Origin of the sequence: Pseudomonas fragi (assembly GCF_900105835.1) — a bacterium.
In the GTDB taxonomy this organism is placed as follows: Bacteria; Pseudomonadota; Gammaproteobacteria; order Pseudomonadales; family Pseudomonadaceae; genus Aquipseudomonas; species Aquipseudomonas fragi.
Genome location: NZ_LT629783.1, coordinates 1,253,143 through 1,268,197 on the forward strand (window position 1 = coordinate 1,253,143; position 15,055 = coordinate 1,268,197).

Annotated in this window: 21 protein-coding genes and 1 tRNA gene; 10 read left to right on the forward strand and 12 right to left on the reverse strand. The window is 54.1% G+C overall.

Annotated elements, in window-relative coordinates; translation table 11 throughout:
• Positions 1 to 89: 89 nt before the first annotated feature.
• Positions 90 to 311, reverse strand: coding sequence for a hypothetical protein (locus BLU25_RS05540; protein WP_016781393.1), 222 nt, complete (start codon positions 309 to 311; stop codon positions 90 to 92).
• 100 nt (positions 312 to 411) lie between these two features.
• Between BLU25_RS05540 and BLU25_RS05545 the strand changes: the two genes are divergently transcribed.
• Positions 412 to 1,059 carry a LexA family protein gene (locus BLU25_RS05545; RefSeq protein WP_016781394.1) on the forward strand — a complete coding sequence of 216 codons (648 nt, stop codon included), beginning with the start codon at positions 412 to 414 and terminating at the stop codon, positions 1,057 to 1,059.
• A gap of 8 nt (positions 1,060 to 1,067) precedes the next feature.
• On the opposite strand, the gene BLU25_RS05550 is transcribed toward BLU25_RS05545, so the two are convergent.
• Positions 1,068 to 2,417, reverse strand: coding sequence for a hypothetical protein (locus tag BLU25_RS05550; RefSeq protein ID WP_139803940.1), 1,350 nt, complete (start codon positions 2,415 to 2,417; stop codon positions 1,068 to 1,070).
• 353 nt (positions 2,418 to 2,770) lie between these two features.
• Here BLU25_RS05550 and BLU25_RS05560 point away from each other — a divergent pair, with 353 nt between their 5' ends.
• From BLU25_RS05560 to BLU25_RS05585, 7 genes are all read left to right on the forward strand, one after another.
• Positions 2,771 to 3,364 (forward strand): hypothetical protein, encoded by a 594-nt coding sequence (locus tag BLU25_RS05560; protein WP_016781396.1) that lies wholly within the window; start codon positions 2,771 to 2,773, stop codon positions 3,362 to 3,364.
• 8 nt (positions 3,365 to 3,372) lie between these two features.
• Positions 3,373 to 3,666, forward strand: coding sequence for a phage antirepressor KilAC domain-containing protein (locus BLU25_RS05565; protein ID WP_016781397.1), 294 nt, complete (start codon positions 3,373 to 3,375; stop codon positions 3,664 to 3,666).
• A gap of 25 nt (positions 3,667 to 3,691) precedes the next feature.
• Positions 3,692 to 3,832 (forward strand): hypothetical protein, encoded by a 141-nt coding sequence (locus BLU25_RS23560; RefSeq protein WP_169716040.1) that lies wholly within the window; start codon positions 3,692 to 3,694, stop codon positions 3,830 to 3,832.
• Positions 3,825 to 4,151, forward strand: coding sequence for a pyocin activator PrtN family protein (locus BLU25_RS05570; protein ID WP_016781398.1), 327 nt, complete (start codon positions 3,825 to 3,827; stop codon positions 4,149 to 4,151). Before BLU25_RS23560 ends, BLU25_RS05570 begins: the two co-directional genes overlap by 8 nt.
• A 41-nt stretch (positions 4,152 to 4,192) precedes the next feature.
• The gene (locus tag BLU25_RS23375; RefSeq protein ID WP_016781399.1) at positions 4,193 to 4,330 is read left to right on the forward strand and encodes a hypothetical protein; all 138 of its coding nucleotides are present in this window, start codon (positions 4,193 to 4,195) and stop codon (positions 4,328 to 4,330) included.
• A gap of 261 nt (positions 4,331 to 4,591) precedes the next feature.
• Positions 4,592 to 4,804, forward strand: a complete 213-nt coding sequence (locus BLU25_RS05580) for a hypothetical protein (protein ID WP_016781401.1) — start codon at positions 4,592 to 4,594, stop codon at positions 4,802 to 4,804.
• A complete protein-coding gene (locus tag BLU25_RS05585) occupies positions 4,804 to 5,916 on the forward strand; it encodes a phage integrase Arm DNA-binding domain-containing protein (protein ID WP_016781402.1) in 1,113 nt (370 codons plus the stop codon). The genes BLU25_RS05580 and BLU25_RS05585 overlap by 1 nt, the downstream gene beginning before the upstream one ends.
• Before the next feature lie 87 nt (positions 5,917 to 6,003).
• Here BLU25_RS05585 and BLU25_RS05590 read toward each other — a convergent pair.
• The 9 genes from BLU25_RS05590 to thrS form a co-directional block, all read right to left on the reverse strand.
• A tRNA-Pro gene (locus BLU25_RS05590) sits at positions 6,004 to 6,080 on the reverse strand.
• Positions 6,081 to 6,160: 80 nt separating this feature from the next.
• A complete protein-coding gene (locus tag BLU25_RS05595; protein ID WP_016781403.1) occupies positions 6,161 to 6,517 on the reverse strand; it encodes a MerR family transcriptional regulator in 357 nt (118 codons plus the stop codon).
• Entirely contained in the window at positions 6,498 to 6,800 is a 303-nt protein-coding gene (ihfA, locus tag BLU25_RS05600) for an integration host factor subunit alpha (RefSeq protein ID WP_002553164.1), read from the reverse strand. The genes BLU25_RS05595 and ihfA overlap by 20 nt, the downstream gene beginning before the upstream one ends.
• Before the next feature lie 3 nt (positions 6,801 to 6,803).
• Entirely contained in the window at positions 6,804 to 9,182 is a 2,379-nt protein-coding gene (gene pheT, locus BLU25_RS05605; RefSeq protein WP_016781404.1) for a phenylalanine--tRNA ligase subunit beta, read from the reverse strand.
• A gap of 26 nt (positions 9,183 to 9,208) precedes the next feature.
• Positions 9,209 to 10,225: a phenylalanine--tRNA ligase subunit alpha gene (gene pheS, locus BLU25_RS05610; protein ID WP_016781405.1), complete on the reverse strand. Its 1,017-nt coding sequence runs from the start codon at positions 10,223 to 10,225 to the stop codon at positions 9,209 to 9,211.
• A gap of 109 nt (positions 10,226 to 10,334) precedes the next feature.
• Positions 10,335 to 10,691, reverse strand: coding sequence for a 50S ribosomal protein L20 (gene rplT / locus BLU25_RS05615; RefSeq protein WP_003442184.1), 357 nt, complete (start codon positions 10,689 to 10,691; stop codon positions 10,335 to 10,337).
• Positions 10,692 to 10,720: 29 nt separating this feature from the next.
• Positions 10,721 to 10,915, reverse strand: a complete 195-nt coding sequence (gene rpmI, locus BLU25_RS05620; RefSeq protein WP_002553160.1) for a 50S ribosomal protein L35 — start codon at positions 10,913 to 10,915, stop codon at positions 10,721 to 10,723.
• Between the two features lie 60 nt (positions 10,916 to 10,975).
• Positions 10,976 to 11,527 carry a translation initiation factor IF-3 gene (gene infC, locus BLU25_RS05625; RefSeq protein ID WP_169844844.1) on the reverse strand — a complete coding sequence of 184 codons (552 nt, stop codon included), beginning with the start codon at positions 11,525 to 11,527 and terminating at the stop codon, positions 10,976 to 10,978.
• Positions 11,527 to 13,449: a threonine--tRNA ligase gene (thrS, locus tag BLU25_RS05630; RefSeq protein ID WP_016781407.1), complete on the reverse strand. Its 1,923-nt coding sequence runs from the start codon at positions 13,447 to 13,449 to the stop codon at positions 11,527 to 11,529. The genes infC and thrS overlap by 1 nt, the downstream gene beginning before the upstream one ends.
• A 363-nt stretch (positions 13,450 to 13,812) precedes the next feature.
• Between thrS and BLU25_RS05640 the strand changes: the two genes are divergently transcribed.
• Together BLU25_RS05640 and BLU25_RS05645 are read left to right on the forward strand one after the other, a co-directional pair.
• Positions 13,813 to 14,115 carry a hypothetical protein gene (locus tag BLU25_RS05640; protein WP_016781408.1) on the forward strand — a complete coding sequence of 101 codons (303 nt, stop codon included), beginning with the start codon at positions 13,813 to 13,815 and terminating at the stop codon, positions 14,113 to 14,115.
• A gap of 292 nt (positions 14,116 to 14,407) precedes the next feature.
• Positions 14,408 to 14,620 carry a cold-shock protein gene (locus BLU25_RS05645; protein WP_003179963.1) on the forward strand — a complete coding sequence of 71 codons (213 nt, stop codon included), beginning with the start codon at positions 14,408 to 14,410 and terminating at the stop codon, positions 14,618 to 14,620.
• Between the two features lie 60 nt (positions 14,621 to 14,680).
• On the opposite strand, the gene BLU25_RS05650 is transcribed toward BLU25_RS05645, so the two are convergent.
• Positions 14,681 to 14,989: an I78 family peptidase inhibitor gene (locus BLU25_RS05650; RefSeq protein ID WP_016781409.1), complete on the reverse strand. Its 309-nt coding sequence runs from the start codon at positions 14,987 to 14,989 to the stop codon at positions 14,681 to 14,683.
• Positions 14,990 to 15,055 lie beyond the last annotated feature (66 nt).

The window sequence follows — 15,055 nt, forward strand, 5'->3', positions numbered from 1 at the left end:
TGCCCGCCTACCTTGACCGCGACCCGGCGACACTGTGGTGGTGTGTGCTGGGAGGAAATGGGCGGCCTTATTGGTCGCCTTTTTTCTATCTAGGCCGCCTTGGTTTCCGTCACACCGAAGTGATCAAGAACCTCAGCGAGCGATACACGACCTTCGCTTTGGCGGGTCAATGACTTGATCAGCGAAACGCTTGGGTCTTTGCTGGCGTACTTAACGTGCAAACGCAGGTAGTTGACCGCGATCTTGCAACGCCCGGCGTAAGCCTGCAGTGCGTCTGAATCTAAGCTGTCGATGTAGTCACGCAATTTCATGTGGTGTACCTCCGGGTGACGCAATTTAACCACAAAGGTTAACTATTGCAATACCTCTAAGGACATTCACCCCATAGGTTAATCTGGGCACAATCACTGCATGAGAATTTCAGATACTCGCCTGCACAATTTCCGCCAGATCCTGGCCGAAAAAAAACTACGCCTGATCGACATTGCCGAGCTGCTCGGCAAAGCGCCTGCGCAAGTGAGCGCTTTCGGCGGGAAGAACCCAACCAAAGGAATTGGCGATCAAATTGCGCGTGAAATTGAAAGAGCCCTCAGCCTGCCTAACGGCTCGCTCGACATCCCGCATGGTTTTGCAAATTTCGATAACGGCTCTGTACTGGGCTACACCGGCAGGAAACTGCCTGTGATCGGCTCAATCGCTGCAGGCGCCTGGTGCAGTTCTGAAGAAAACTTTGATCCGCGCGATGCTGAAGAATGGATCGAAGCACCTGGACCGGTTGGGCCGCGTGCATTCATCCTTCGCGTTGAAGGCATCAGCATGGAGCCCAAGTTTATGGAAGGCGATAAGGTTGTTATCGATCCATCGCTTGACGCTTTCCCTGGCCACTTTGTGGCAGCCAAGCGCACACGCGACGAGGCTACAACGCTAAAGCAACTTAAACAGGAAGGGAGCGAGTTGTATCTGTACGCGCTCAACCCTGACTGGCCAGAGCGCATTATTCGGATGACTGAAGAGTGGAGCATTTGTGGGCGGGCTAGGTGGAAGATTTCAGATTTATAGCGGGTATTTCAACTGTTATAAACATCATCCACAGGTGCAGGTGCAGGTGCAGGTGCAGGTGCAGGTGCAGGTGCAGGTGCAGCTTCGCTCTTATTAGAAGTATCTAACTCAGACATATTAATTTTAGATCCTAAATCTTTGGCCAAGTGTGACTTCAACATTTCTATTTTCAATCTAGTTCTCAAATGAAACTTTTCAGCAGGATCTATCCCTAAATCTTCAGCAGTCGAAAAAACTGTATTCTTTGCCAAAATGAGCAATTTTGCCAAAGCAAGGCGTTCTTCCTGAATAGAAAAAATCTTGACCATGAAGGCATGAGCTATCCGCCAAGAATAGTAGATTGCCCCACCTACAACTGCTGCAAAGGGAAGGCGCAAAAAAAATGCAGCAACAACATCCGCAGCACTCACATAATGAGCAGATAGGAAATTCCCTGCACCATTAAATATCACTGCCACACCCAACCCAATAACAAACGCAGGAACCACCATCAGCCGCAAATATACCGCTGCCTGCCCCTTCCCCTCTTTTATATAGTCAGAGAACTCATCTGAGATAAGACTTCTGTCGTTTACGAGTCCCGAAAGCTGTTGTTTAAGGTCGGCAACCCCATCATTTAAATTTTTAGTTTCTCTTGTTAGTTGTTGTAAATTATTTTGCTTTGCCTGTAGTTCAACAACTACGTTACTAAGACCTGCCTTCAAAGCCTCTGCATCGGACTCAAGTTCATTCAGGCTCTTTTTCCCTCTTTTAATTGCAACATCTAACTCCTCAGACTCCTTAGTCTGTTTTGAAATAACATCTACATATTCATCAATCTCTTCAGACAAGGTTTCATGCTTAACTTCTAGCGCAGCAACAGCCTCCTTCGACTCTTTAACATGTGTAGTAACTTTATAGGCGGCAGATGCAAACTCAACTAGCGTAGAGCGCATATCTTTTGGCCTAGTGAACTCAAAGCCATAAATAGTAATTGTCGACAACTTAGGCCTTGCAAGAACTCCTTTCGTACGAATAGAAAACTTTGAACAGAACTCATTCACTGATACCCAGCCACCTCTTGAGCCCACCTCTACAGTTAAAGCTTTTGACTTACCTTCTGAAGTATACAAACACAGTTCAATACTCTTATAAGCCTCACCAATAAAGTCTATTCGCCTGATAAATACCGGGGTTGTCGTTTGGAAAACTCTTTCCCGCTTTTCTAAATCAATACTCTTTTTACCAGCCACCTGGGGAGACAACATAGGTGAAAAAAGAGGAGTAGTAGAGAAGCTCCTAGTTATGTTATCAACTGTAAATGATAACGCTTCAATATTCGAAACCAGCTCATCTAACTCAGTAGTAAATAACGTCATAGTACTCACGCTCTTATTTTGACATCACTATGACATCAACCGATTAATAAGGCCAAACCTTGATGCTCTATCCCGTTAGCGCCTGAACCAAAAAACCAAATAGAGCATTTTTTCTTGTAAAATTAACCTTTCAGGTTATTATCGTCTCACTCTCCCACCACAGAGCGAGGCAACACCATGCACACCACAGCAACCCTGCACGTCCACCCAGCGTGCGCCAGTAACCGTCGACTGATCGAGCAGCTGCAAGCCACCACCGGCTGTCTAGTCATCCTTCACAACCACAAACCCCGACTGGTCCCGCACAGCAACAGCCCTGCCCCGTTCGATCCAAACAACGGAGGGCATGCAGCATGAACCGGTTTTTTTTGGCTGATAAAACCCTTCGCCTGCTGGCTGCGCAGGTCAATTTGAACGGCACGTTTCGCCACTCGTGCAGCTTCAAAAATACCAACCTGCCGTTGATCTTCGTACTGCAGGTTGAGCGCGGCTCCTCTGGCACGCTTTTCACCATTGTTTCCGGCGAAGAGAAGCACAGCCTGACGGTTTACGACCCCGACAAAGACACACACCTGGTACTCGCTGACTTTATTGAGTCCATCGCCAACGGCCGCATGGACACTGCCGAGCCAGCAACACCGCGCGTGCGTGCTGAATCTGTCGATCGCGGCCAGCTACTGGATGCCAATCAACAAGAGTTGCTGCAGAAACTGGTGCGCAAAGGTGGCTCGTTGTTACTCGATGTCGGTCTGGATGAAGCTGTCAGCTTGGCAGTGCATCGCACACAGAGCCGTAAAGGCATCACGGCGATACTGATCGCCGGCGACAGTTACCCGCGCACTCAGTGCTTTACCGCTTATGGCGACGACCAGCACAGCTTTAGCCGGCTGCTTCAGTCGCTCGATCACTTAGTCGCGTCGGCGACTTCTACCGCGCTCGCAGCCTAGGGGGTGTTATGGAACGCACCCTCTCCAAAGCCGCTGCGTGCCTAGGCACTACCCGGCCAAAACTGATCAAGTTGATGCGCGAAAAAGGACTGCTCAACGAACGCAACCTGCCTGCCTTCCCGGTTAGGGACCGTGAGTATTTGCGGATAAAGGACAGCAACTGGTTTCACGCCGAACTCGGCATGCAGTACAGCCAATCAACCCGGGTACGTCAGTCTGGCATCGCTTGGCTGGCCGAGCAGTTGGGCCTGACCCTTCCAGCAATTCCAGCAATTCCAGCTGATCACCGTGACGTGGCCTAGGGAATACGCTCGGCAGATCGTGGCCATGCCGACACGCGAGGAGCGCAACGCTGCGCTCCTTGAAGTGCCGGAGCATTTGCGCGAACTGACCAAGCGACACTGCCTGAATGCCTGGAACCACCCGGCCCGGCTCCAACCAAAACCGAGCACACCAGCCCATGACTAATGCCAACCAAAGCCCTCTACGGCTGCTGCCAGCACCGGATGCGGACACCGTAGAGCTGCTGTACCGCAATTTTGGTGACGTGCTGATCCCCCTCGACAAGCTGCGCGTGCAGTACTTTCGCCACCTCAACGAGCAGTCTTTTGCGGCAGAGATCATCAGCGGCCGGATTCAAATACCCGTAATCACACTCGACAGCAGCCGCAAGGCGCCGAAGTTCGCTCACATCCGCCACGTTGCCGCGCTGATTGATATTCGCGCCTACAAGGCTGACGAGGAGCTGGCCAGACCGCAAAGCGGCACACCGGATAAAGACGACTAGCCAGCGCTGCCACCACCGGCGCCGCACCAGGAGCACACCACATGACCCCGACCCAGATCAGCGCACTGATCTTTTTGACATTGAGCGCGGCCTTGCTCTATTGGCTCGGCTACCGCAACGGCCTGGCCGATGGCCGCAAGCATCACCCTGAATACCGCACCCGGAGAAAAGCGGCATGACGCACTCACTGACCAACTGCCTACCCCTGCCCGCTTTGCTCCGCAACACCAGTGGGATCGATACGCCTGTAAAAAACAGTCTCTGCTGCGCAGCAGCAGGCATTACTAAAGCTTTTCGCGCCACTGCGGGGGTGCTTATACCCCACATAAAGCTGCGCGAGGCAGCGCGCATTGATGCCCCGCTAAGCGCTCAAAATCGCCCGCCCGCGCAGCTTGTGGTGGGGTATACGCACCCAGGCACCGCTATCAAAGGGGATGGCCATGCGTAAAGAGCTGATCAAAATTAGCGAATACCAACGCCGCCGCTGGGGTGAGAACGGGACACCGCTCTGCTCGCAAGCCATACGCAATTACATCCGCAACGGAAAGCTGCCGGGCGAGCAGATAGGCTCGCTCTGGTATGTGGACTGGAACGCACTGAACATAGCTGAAGGCAACGACCTGGTCGCTATGGTGCTAAGAGGAGTTGCCTGATGGCTCCACGGCCACGCAATAGTGCGAACAAGCACCTGCCGCAGAACCTGTACTTTGATCCACGCCGTTCGACCTACCGCTACCGTCGCCCCAGCGACGGTAAGTGGTTTCAATTCGGTACCGATCGGATCAGGGCAATTGATGCCGCAAAACAGCTCAACCTGGCCTTCATGCAAGGCGCCGATCTGGTCCGCTCTGTCATGGGTAATCCATCAGGGTCCTTTGCAGGCTTTCTGGATAAATACGAAGCCGAGATCTTACCTCCCCGCGAACTGGCCAAGGGTACGCTCGGACTGTATGCCGTTCACTTCAGACGCTTCCGAAAGCATTTTGAGGGCAAAGCAGTCGATCAAATCACCATACGCATGGTTGCCGAGTTCCTGGACACACTGACCCCGAGGAGCGCCAATCAAAGCCGCGCTCTGTTGGTGGACATTTTCAATCATGCCGCGTCCAAAGGCTTATGCCCGGACAACCCGGCATCGAGCACCATTAACCGTATCGAGAAGAAGCAACGCAGACGCCATACCGTGGAAGGTCTGAAGGCGATCAGGGAGGTGGCCCCACCCTGGCTGCGCAACGCCATCGACTTAGCGCTGATCACTGCTCAGCGGCGCTCAGACATTCTGGACATGCGCTTTGATGGAGTAAGGGATGGTTTCCTGTACCTGGTACAAAAGAAGACAGCCAAGGCCAGTGATACGGCGTGGATTCGATTTAAGGTAACTGATGAGTTGCAGGCCGTAATAACCCGTTGCCGAGATAGCGTCGCCTCACCCTTCTTGATTCATCGCAAGCCGCAACGATTGCTGCAGAAGCAGGCGCAGACCAAAGAGCACTGGACTAAGGTTGAGGATCGCTTTCTAACGCGCTCTTTTAAAGAAGCGCGGGAAATTGCCGGCTGCTATGCAGACTGGAAAGAAGAGGAAATGCCAGGCTTCCACGAAGTGCGTGCGCTGTCGCTGCACCTGTACAAAAGAGCCGGTAAAGATGGTCAATCCATTGCGGGCCATGCCAGCGAGACGATGACCAAGAACTACCAGAAAGACCACGCCGATGTGATCTGGTCGGATGCGATTCCAGACCTGAATATCAGCGAAATCACCGGTTAGTTTTGCGCCCATTTTGCGCCAGTTTTGCGCAAGGCAGAAACGAGAAAGGGAATCAAAGGCCTAAACCCTTGATTCCCTTACAGAATATGGTCGGGACGGAGTGATTCGAACACTCGACCCCTAGCACCCCATGCTAGTGCGCTACCGGACTGCGCTACGCCCCGACTAGGCGTTACAACTTGCTAGAACGTCGAGAAATATACCTTAAGCTTTTGAAATACGAAAGTATTTTAAAACGCTTTGGTTATTTTTTCAGGACCTGCAAAACATCTTCAAGCTCGCTAATCGTTTGCCGAATTAACTGCTTGTACTGCGTGGTGTCATCTTTGGCTTCATCACCGGAAAGCCGCAAGCGCGCCCCTCCAATAGTGAAACCTTGATCATAAAGCAACGCTCGAATCTGCCGGATCATCAGCACATCCTGGCGCTGATAATACCGGCGGTTTCCGCGACGTTTTACGGGGTTGAGCTGAGGAAATTCTTGCTCCCAGTAGCGCAGCACGTGCGGTTTTACACCGCACAGCTCGCTAACTTCGCCGATGGCGAAGTAGCGTTTGCCCGGGATCGGCGGGAGCTCGTCGTTATGACTTGGTTCCAGCATAAGCCTCTACTCGGGCCTTCAACTTCTGCCCTGGACGAAAAGTGACTACACGGCGAGCCGTGATCGGGATTTCTTCTCCCGTTTTCGGATTGCGGCCTGGCCGCTGTCGCTTGTCACGCAGATCAAAATTGCCAAAACCCGACAATTTGACCTGCTCGTTGTCTTCAAGAGCGTGCCTGATTTCTTCAAAAAACAGCTCGACCAATTCTTTGGCCTCGCGTTTGTTCAGGCCCAACTCTTCATAAAGACGTTCCGCCATCTCAGCTTTTGTCAGAGCCCCCATACGTCACTTCCTTAACGTGGCGTTCAACCTTTGTTCAAGCGAGGTGAGGATATTTTGCGTTGTGGCGTTCACCTCATCGTCATTAAGAGTGCGCGATGGATGCTGCCAGGTCAAGCCAACCGCAAGGCTTTTTCTATGCGGATCAATGCCTTTACCCTGGTAAACATCAAATAACCTTAGGTCTGTCAGCCATTCGCCTGCATTTTCACGAATTACATCCAGTACGGCACTGGCTGCTACGTCACGATCGGCCAACAACGCCAGGTCACGACGCACTTCAGGAAAGCGCGACAACTCATGGAATTTCGGCATTTTACCTGCCGCGACTTCTGCCAGAACCAGTTCAAAAACAAACACTGGACGGTCAAGACCAAGGTTTTTGGACAGTTCAGGGTGGATGGCACCGACATAGCCAACTTCGCGACCGTCACGCTCGATACGTGCAGTCTGGCCCGGATGCAGGGCAGGATGTTTGCCCGGCACAAAGGTGAATGCATCCAGTGCACCAGCAAAACCCAACACCGCTTCAACATCAGCCTTGACGTCAAAGAAGTCGACAACATCGCGACCTTGTGCCCAGCCTTCAGGCAAACGGCTGCCACACACCACGCCAGCCAACATCGGCTCTTGCTTCAGGCCTTCCAGCTGACCAACAAAACGCAGGCCGCTTTCAAACAGGCGAACGCGATCTTGCTGACGGTTCAGGTTGTGCTGCAATGACTTGACCAGGCCTGGCCACAACGAGGCACGCATGGCAGCCATGTCGTTGGAGATAGGGTTGGCCAGCAGCAGCGGTTCAACACCCGGGCTGAACAGTTCGAACTGTTTCGGGTCGATAAAGCTGTAGGTGATCGCTTCCTGATAACCGCGTGCTACCAGCAGACGACGCAGTTCCGGCAGGTCACTGCGCGCTTCGGCCTTGGCTTGCGGTGCCAGTCGGGCCTGCGGATAACGAACCGGCAAGCGGTTGTAGCCGTAAAGGCGCGCCAGCTCTTCGATCAAATCAACTTCCAGGCTGATATCGAAACGATGGCTAGGCACTTCTACACGCCACTGCCCTTCACCTTCAGCGGTAATGGTCAGGCCCAGGGCACTGAGCAGGCGCTCAATTTCCGCCGAGTCCATTTCCATGCCCAGCATCTGGCTGATACGCGCAGCACGCAGGGTGATTGGCGCAATCGATGGCAGGTACTGCTCGTTTACAGTTTCGATGATCGGGCCAGCTTCGCCGCCAGTGATGTCCAGCAGCAAGCCAGTGGCGCGCTCCATGGCTTCACGCGCCAGCTTCCAGTCCACGCCACGCTCATAGCGGTGCGAAGCGTCGGTGTGCAGGCCGTAGGAGCGGGCCTTGCCAGCGACAGCGATCTGATCAAAGAAAGCGCTTTCAAGAAATACGTCGCGGGTCTTGTCGGTCACACCGCTGTGCTCGCCACCCATTACGCCGGCAATAGCCAGGGCACGGGTATGGTCGGCAATAACCAGCGTGTCGCTGCGCAGGGTGACTTCCTGGCCGTCGAGCAGTACCAGCTTCTCGCCTTCTTCGGCCATGCGCACACGAATGCCGCCATTGATCTCGGCAAGGTCGAACGCGTGCAGCGGCTGACCCAGTTCCAGCATGACATAGTTGGTAATGTCGACAGCGGCATCGATGCTGCGCACGTCAGCGCGACGCAGGCGCTCAACCATCCACAGCGGCGTTGGCCGGGACAGGTCGACATTGCGGATCACACGGCCCAGGTAGCGCGGGCACGCGGCAGGTGCAAGCACTTCAACCGGACGCACTTCCTCGTGTACCGCAGCAACTGGCGCAACCACCGGGCGAGTGACCGGGGCGTTGTACAGAGCGCCCACTTCACGGGCCAGACCTGCCAGCGAAAGGCAGTCGCCACGGTTCGGCGTGAGGTCGACTTCGATGCTGGCGTCTTCAAGACCCAGGTACACACGAATGTCTTCGCCCACCGGCGCATCAGCCGGCAACTCCATCAGGCCGTCATTGCCCTCGCCCACTTGCAGCTCTGCTTGCGAGCACAGCATGCCGTTGGACTCAACGCCACGCAGCTTGGCCTTCTTGATCTTGAAGTCGCCCGGCAGTTCAGCACCGATCATGGCGAACGGAATTTTCAAGCCAGGGCGCACGTTGGGCGCGCCGCACACTACCTGAAACGTCTCGGCACCATTGCTGACCTGGCAAACGCGCAGCTTGTCGGCATCTGGGTGCTGCTCGGTGCTCAACACCTCGCCCACCACCACACCACTGAATACACCGGCGGCCGGCGTAACGCTGTCGACCTCAAGACCGGCCATCGACAGACGAGCAACCAGCTCGTCGCGACCTACCTGCGGGTTTACCCAACCACGCAGCCATTGTTCACTGAATTTCATCCTGCTCTCCTAAGAATTCGTTACGACTAGCGAAATTGCGCGAGGAACCGCAAGTCGTTGTCGAAGAACAGACGCAAGTCGTTCACGCCGTAACGCAGCATGGCCAGACGCTCAACGCCCATGCCGAAGGCAAAGCCCGAGAACTCTTCCGGATCGATCCCGGACATGCGCAGCACGTTCGGATGAACCATGCCGCAGCCCATGACTTCCAGCCAGCCAGTCTGCTTGCAGACACGGCAGCCTTTACCGCTGCACATCACACATTCCATATCCACTTCAGCGGAAGGCTCGGTGAACGGGAAGTAGGATGGACGGAAACGCACGGCCAGTTCTTTTTCGAAGAACACCCGCAGGAACTCTTCGATGGTCCCTTTCAGGTCCGCGAAGTTGATATCGCGATCGACCAGCAGGCCTTCAACCTGGTGGAACATCGGCGAATGGGTGATATCGGAGTCGCTACGATACACACGGCCCGGGCAGACGATGCGGATCGGCGGCTTTTTGGATTCCATGGTGCGGACCTGTACCGGCGAGGTATGGGTGCGCAACAACATGTTGGCATTGAAATAGAAGGTGTCATGCATCGACCGGGCCGGGTGATGGCCTGGGATGTTGAGCGCCTCGAAGTTGTGATAGTCGTCTTCAACCTCAGGGCCTTCGGCAATGCCGTAGCCAATGTGGGTAAAGAACTGTTCGATACGTTCCAGAGTCCGGGTTACCGGATGCAGACCGCCAGAGGTCTGGCCACGGCCAGGCAGGGTCACATCAATGGACTCGGCAGACAGTTTGGCGGCCAGTTCGGCCTCTTCAAACAACGCCTTGCGCGCATTGAGAACCTCTGTGACACGCTCCTTGGCAACGTTGATCAGCGCACCGACTTGCGGACGCTCTTCTGCCGGCAGATTGCCCAGGGTCTTCATCACCTGAGTCAATTCACCCTTTTTACCAAGGTATTGAACCCGGATTTGCTCCAGGGCATTGATATCTTCAGCGCTTTGCACAGCCTCTAGTGCTTGAGAGACCAGCGCATCCAGGTTTTCCATGTACAGACTCCAGATACAAAATAGGGGAAGAGCTTGAAGGCTCTTCCCCTATTTATGACGTTTAGCACCCGGGCTTGCACAGGCAAGCCCGAATGACTGTCGGGGGTACTTAAGCCAGAGTGGCTTTAGCTTTCTCGACAATCGCAGCAAACGCCGCTTTTTCGTTCACTGCCAGATCAGACAGAACCTTACGGTCGATCTCGATGGAAGCTTTTTTCAGGCCGGCGATGAAACGGCTGTAAGACAGACCGTTGATACGAGCACCAGCGTTGATACGAGCGATCCACAGAGCGCGGAACTGACGTTTTTTCTGACGACGGTCACGGTAGGCGTATTGGCCTGCCTTGATTACCGCTTGCTTGGCAACACGGAATACGCGTGAGCGTGCGCCGTAGTAGCCTTTAGCCAGTTTCAGAATTTTTTTGTGACGTTTACGGGCGACAACGCCACGCTTTACACGAGCCATGAGTTACTTCCTCTAGTCTTAACCAAAAATTAACGAAGGCGCAGCATGCGCTCGACTTTTGCCACGTCAGACGGATGCAGCAAGCTGCTACCGCGCAGTTGACGCTTACGCTTGGTCGACATTTTGGTCAGGATGTGGCTCTTGAAAGCGTGCTTGTGCTTGATACCGTTAGCAGTTTTCAGAAACCGCTTAGCAGCACCACTTTTAGTCTTCATCTTTGGCATGTTCGGATACTCCGCATTCAGTTGATAAACATAATCAGAAGGCCTGCCGTGCCCTATTGATTACTTCTTCTTTTTCGGGGCGATGACCATGATCAGCTGGCGTCCTTCCATCTTAGGATGCTGTTCGACGGTACCGTATTCCGCAAGGTCAGCTTCAACCCGCTTCAACAGTTCCATACCCAGCTCCTGGTGGGCCATCTCACGGCCGCGGAATCGTAGCGATACCTTGGCCCTGTCCCCATCACTCAGGAAACGTACCAGGTTGCGCAGTTTTACCTGGTAATCCCCTTCCTCCGTCCCTGGACGAAACTTGATTTCTTTAACCTGAATCTGTTTCTGGTTTTTCTTTGCAGCAGCAATCTGCTTCTTCTTTTCGAAGATCGATTTGCCGTAGTCCATCAGCTTGCAAACTGGGGGTACTGCATCAGCGGAAATTTCCACCAAGTCCAGTTTGGCCTCTTCAGCTTTAAGAAGCGCGTCTTCAATTGACACAATCCCAAGCTGCTCGCCTTCAGCCCCAATTAACCGAACCTCGCGTGCCGAGATATTCTCGTTGATCGGGGCTTTCGGTGCAGCTCGTTTATCTTGTCTCATTTCACGCTTAATAATAATTACTCCGAATCATGGCGACCACGCCGGGAAACCGCTTGTGCGAGGAATTCAGCGAATTGCGCGACGGGCATCGAGCCCAGGTCAGCACCTTCACGTGTACGCACAGCGACAGTCTGCATCTCGACTTCCCGATCTCCGATAACCAAGAGATAGGGAACCTTGAGCAAAGTATGCTCGCGGATTTTAAAGCCGATCTTTTCATTTCTCAAGTCAGACTTGGCACGAAATCCGCTCTGATTGAGAGTTTTTTCAACTTCAGCAGCAAAATCTGCCTGTTTGTCAGTGATATTCATGATCACTGCCTGCGTCGGCGCAAGCCATGCAGGGAACGCACCTTCGTAATGCTCGATCAGGATACCGACAAAGCGTTCGAACGATCCAAGGATCGCGCGGTGCAACATAACCGGGTGCTTGCGGCTGTTGTCTTCGGACACATATTCTGCGCCAAGACGGATCGGCAGGTTGAAATCGAGCTGCAGGGTACCACACTGCCAGACACGACCCAGACAATCTTTCAGAGAAAATTCAATCTTCGGCCCGTAGAAGGCACCTTCACCCGGCTGCAAGTCGTATGGCAGACCCGCGCTATCAAGGGCTGAGGCCAATGCACTTTCGGCACGATCCCACAGTTCATCGGAGCCCACACGCTTTTCAGGACGTGTCGACAGCTTGAGCTCGATGTCCTTGAAGCCGAAGTCGGCATAGACATCCAGGGTCAGCTTGATAAAGGCGGCGGACTCGGCCTGCATCTGCTCTTCCGTACAGAAGATGTGTGCATCGTCCTGGGTAAAGCCGCGCACGCGCATGATGCCGTGCAGGGCACCCGACGGCTCATTGCGGTGGCAGGCACCGAACTCGGCCAGGCGCAGCGGCAGCTCACGGTAGCTCTTGAGACCCTGGTTGAACACTTGCACGTGGCAAGGGCAGTTCATCGGCTTGATCGCGTAGTCGCGGCTTTCCGACTGGGTAGTAAACATGTTTTCGGCGTAGTTGGCCCAGTGACCGGACTTTTCCCACAGGCTGCGATCGACGACCTGTGGAGTCTTGATCTCCAGGTAGCCATTGTCGCGCTGTACTTTGCGCATGTACTGCTCAAGTACCTGGTACAGGGTCCAGCCGTTCGGGTGCCAGAACACCATGCCCGGCGCTTCTTCCTGGGTATGGAACAGGCCAAGGCGCTTGCCGATTTTACGGTGGTCACGCTTTTCGGCTTCTTCGATACGCAGAACGTAGGCTGCCAGTTGCTTCTTGTCAGCCCAGGCCGTGCCGTAGATACGCTGCAGCTGCTCGTTTTTGGCATCGCCGCGCCAGTAGGCGCCCGACAGCTTGGTCAGCTTGAACGACTTCAGGAAGCGTGTGTTGGGCACGTGAGGGCCACGGCACATGTCGACGTATTCTTCATGGAAGTACAAGCCCATCGCCTGCTCGTCCGGCATGTCTTCGATCAGGCGCAGCTTGTAGTCTTCACCACGCGCGGCAAACAGCTCGATGACTTCGGCACGCGGCGTCACTTTCTTGATGACGTCGTAGTCTTTTTCGATCAGCTGCTGCATGCGCTGCTCGATAGCGGCCATGTCATCCGGAGTGAACGGACGCTCATAGGCGATATCGTAATAAAAACCTTCGTCAATCACCGGCCCGATGACCATTTTGGCCGTAGGGAACAGTTGCTTCACTGCATGGCCGACCAGGTGGGCGCAAGAGTGACGAATGATTTCCAGCCCCTCTTCATCCTTGGGCGTGATGATTTGCAAGGTGGCGTCATGTTCGATCAGGTCACAGGCATCAACCAGCTTGCCGTTGACCTTGCCGGCCACGGTGGCTTTGGCCAGGCCTGCGCCAATGGACGCGGCAACCTCGGCCACGGATACCGGATGATCGAAAGAACGTTGACTGCCGTCGGGAAGAGTAATAGTTGGCATGGCGCCTCCTCTCCTAGTGGTGACCCCTACCAAAGGTCACGTGGGTTGGGATGAGCCAGTACGCGATTCGGTGGTCTGCCTGCCTCACAGTGGCAGGAGCCTTGCGGCCAACCGGAAACCGAACCAGAGTGACTGGAGTTCAAATAAATAGGGTTGATGGCTCTGGGTTGCAACTGCGCGAGCATGCAAACGCAAAAAAAGCCAAGGGCGGCATGCTAGCACAGATGTACGCTGCCTGTTGCGCACCCTGCCCCGCATCCAAAATAAAGGGTACTTTTTTACAAAGCGGTGAACTTGAGCTGCACTCACCTTTCAGATACTCAGTGATACACACTCGGCTTTCATGCTTACAAGGAGCAACTTATGCGCACGATCCGCTTACTCGCCTTCGCAGCACCCTTGGCACTGCTGTTACCCCTGAGCGCCCAAGCCGATAATTGGCCAGCAGGCGCAAAAAACGACTACATGAAGGACTGCGTAGCGGCGGCAAGCCAAAGTGTCGACGTCAAGACCGCCCAGCAACACTGTGCATGCGGCGCGGAAAAACTGTCCGAAAAGTTCAGCACGGCTGAAATCACCCAACTGATGAGCAAGACCACCCAGCCGAGTGCAGAGCTGCGAACCAAGGCGCTGGACGCAATCCAGGCCTGCCGCGCGAAAAAATAGACCTGGCTGCAGAGCGAATTCGGGCCTGATTCAGGGCAAAAATGGCCAGAAACCATTTTTCGCGTAAAAAATATTCATTCGCGAGTGCTTTTTTTCCAAGCCCGTTTAACCCTCAAGCCCCCGGAAACCGGGGGCTTCGAGCGTTTCAGGCAGCAGACCGAAGCTAACATCGCAGCAAACTGTGGTTCAGGGGGGGTTCCAAAGCGCACATTTCGACTATGATAGCTCGGTGTGCCCAGTTGGCCTGAGCAGCACAGTACTACTGAAAATATAAGTTTCTTGGAGATACACCATGTCTAATCGCCAAACCGGCACCGTAAAATGGTTCAACGATGAAAAAGGCTTCGGCTTCATCACTCCTCAAGGTGGCGGTGACGACCTGTTCGTACACTTCAAAGCTATCGAAAGCGACGGTTTCAAAAGCCTGAAAGAAGGCCAGACCGTTTCCTTCGTGGCTGAGAAAGGCCAAAAGGGTATGCAAGCTGCACAGGTTCGTCCGGAGTAAATCTCCTTCGAACAAAAAAACCCCGTCCATGTGACGGGGTTTTTTATGCCTGACAGAACGTTAGCCGCAGTTCACGCGGGTAATGACCGCCTGGTCATCCGTGTTCAGGTTCAAACGATCCGAGCGGTACTCGAGCGTCATGACATCGTGGGGCATCAAGACGCGTGCATTCTGCGCACCGGCTTTGATGCGAGCCTGCTCCAGCAGTTCGGCCGATGCTTTCTTGCCGATGACAAAGGCAGCTGCACTGGCATCACAGCGGCTATGCCCTGCCTCGGCAGCGGGCTCACTGCCCGAACCTGACGTACTGCACCCGGACAGCGCTACGACCGCCAACAACGAACCCAATGACACTAGCTTCCAAGACATGAAGCCTCCTTAAGTAAAAAAGTCTGAACCTTTGCGACAGCTTTTTCGCATATAGGTTGCATGGTG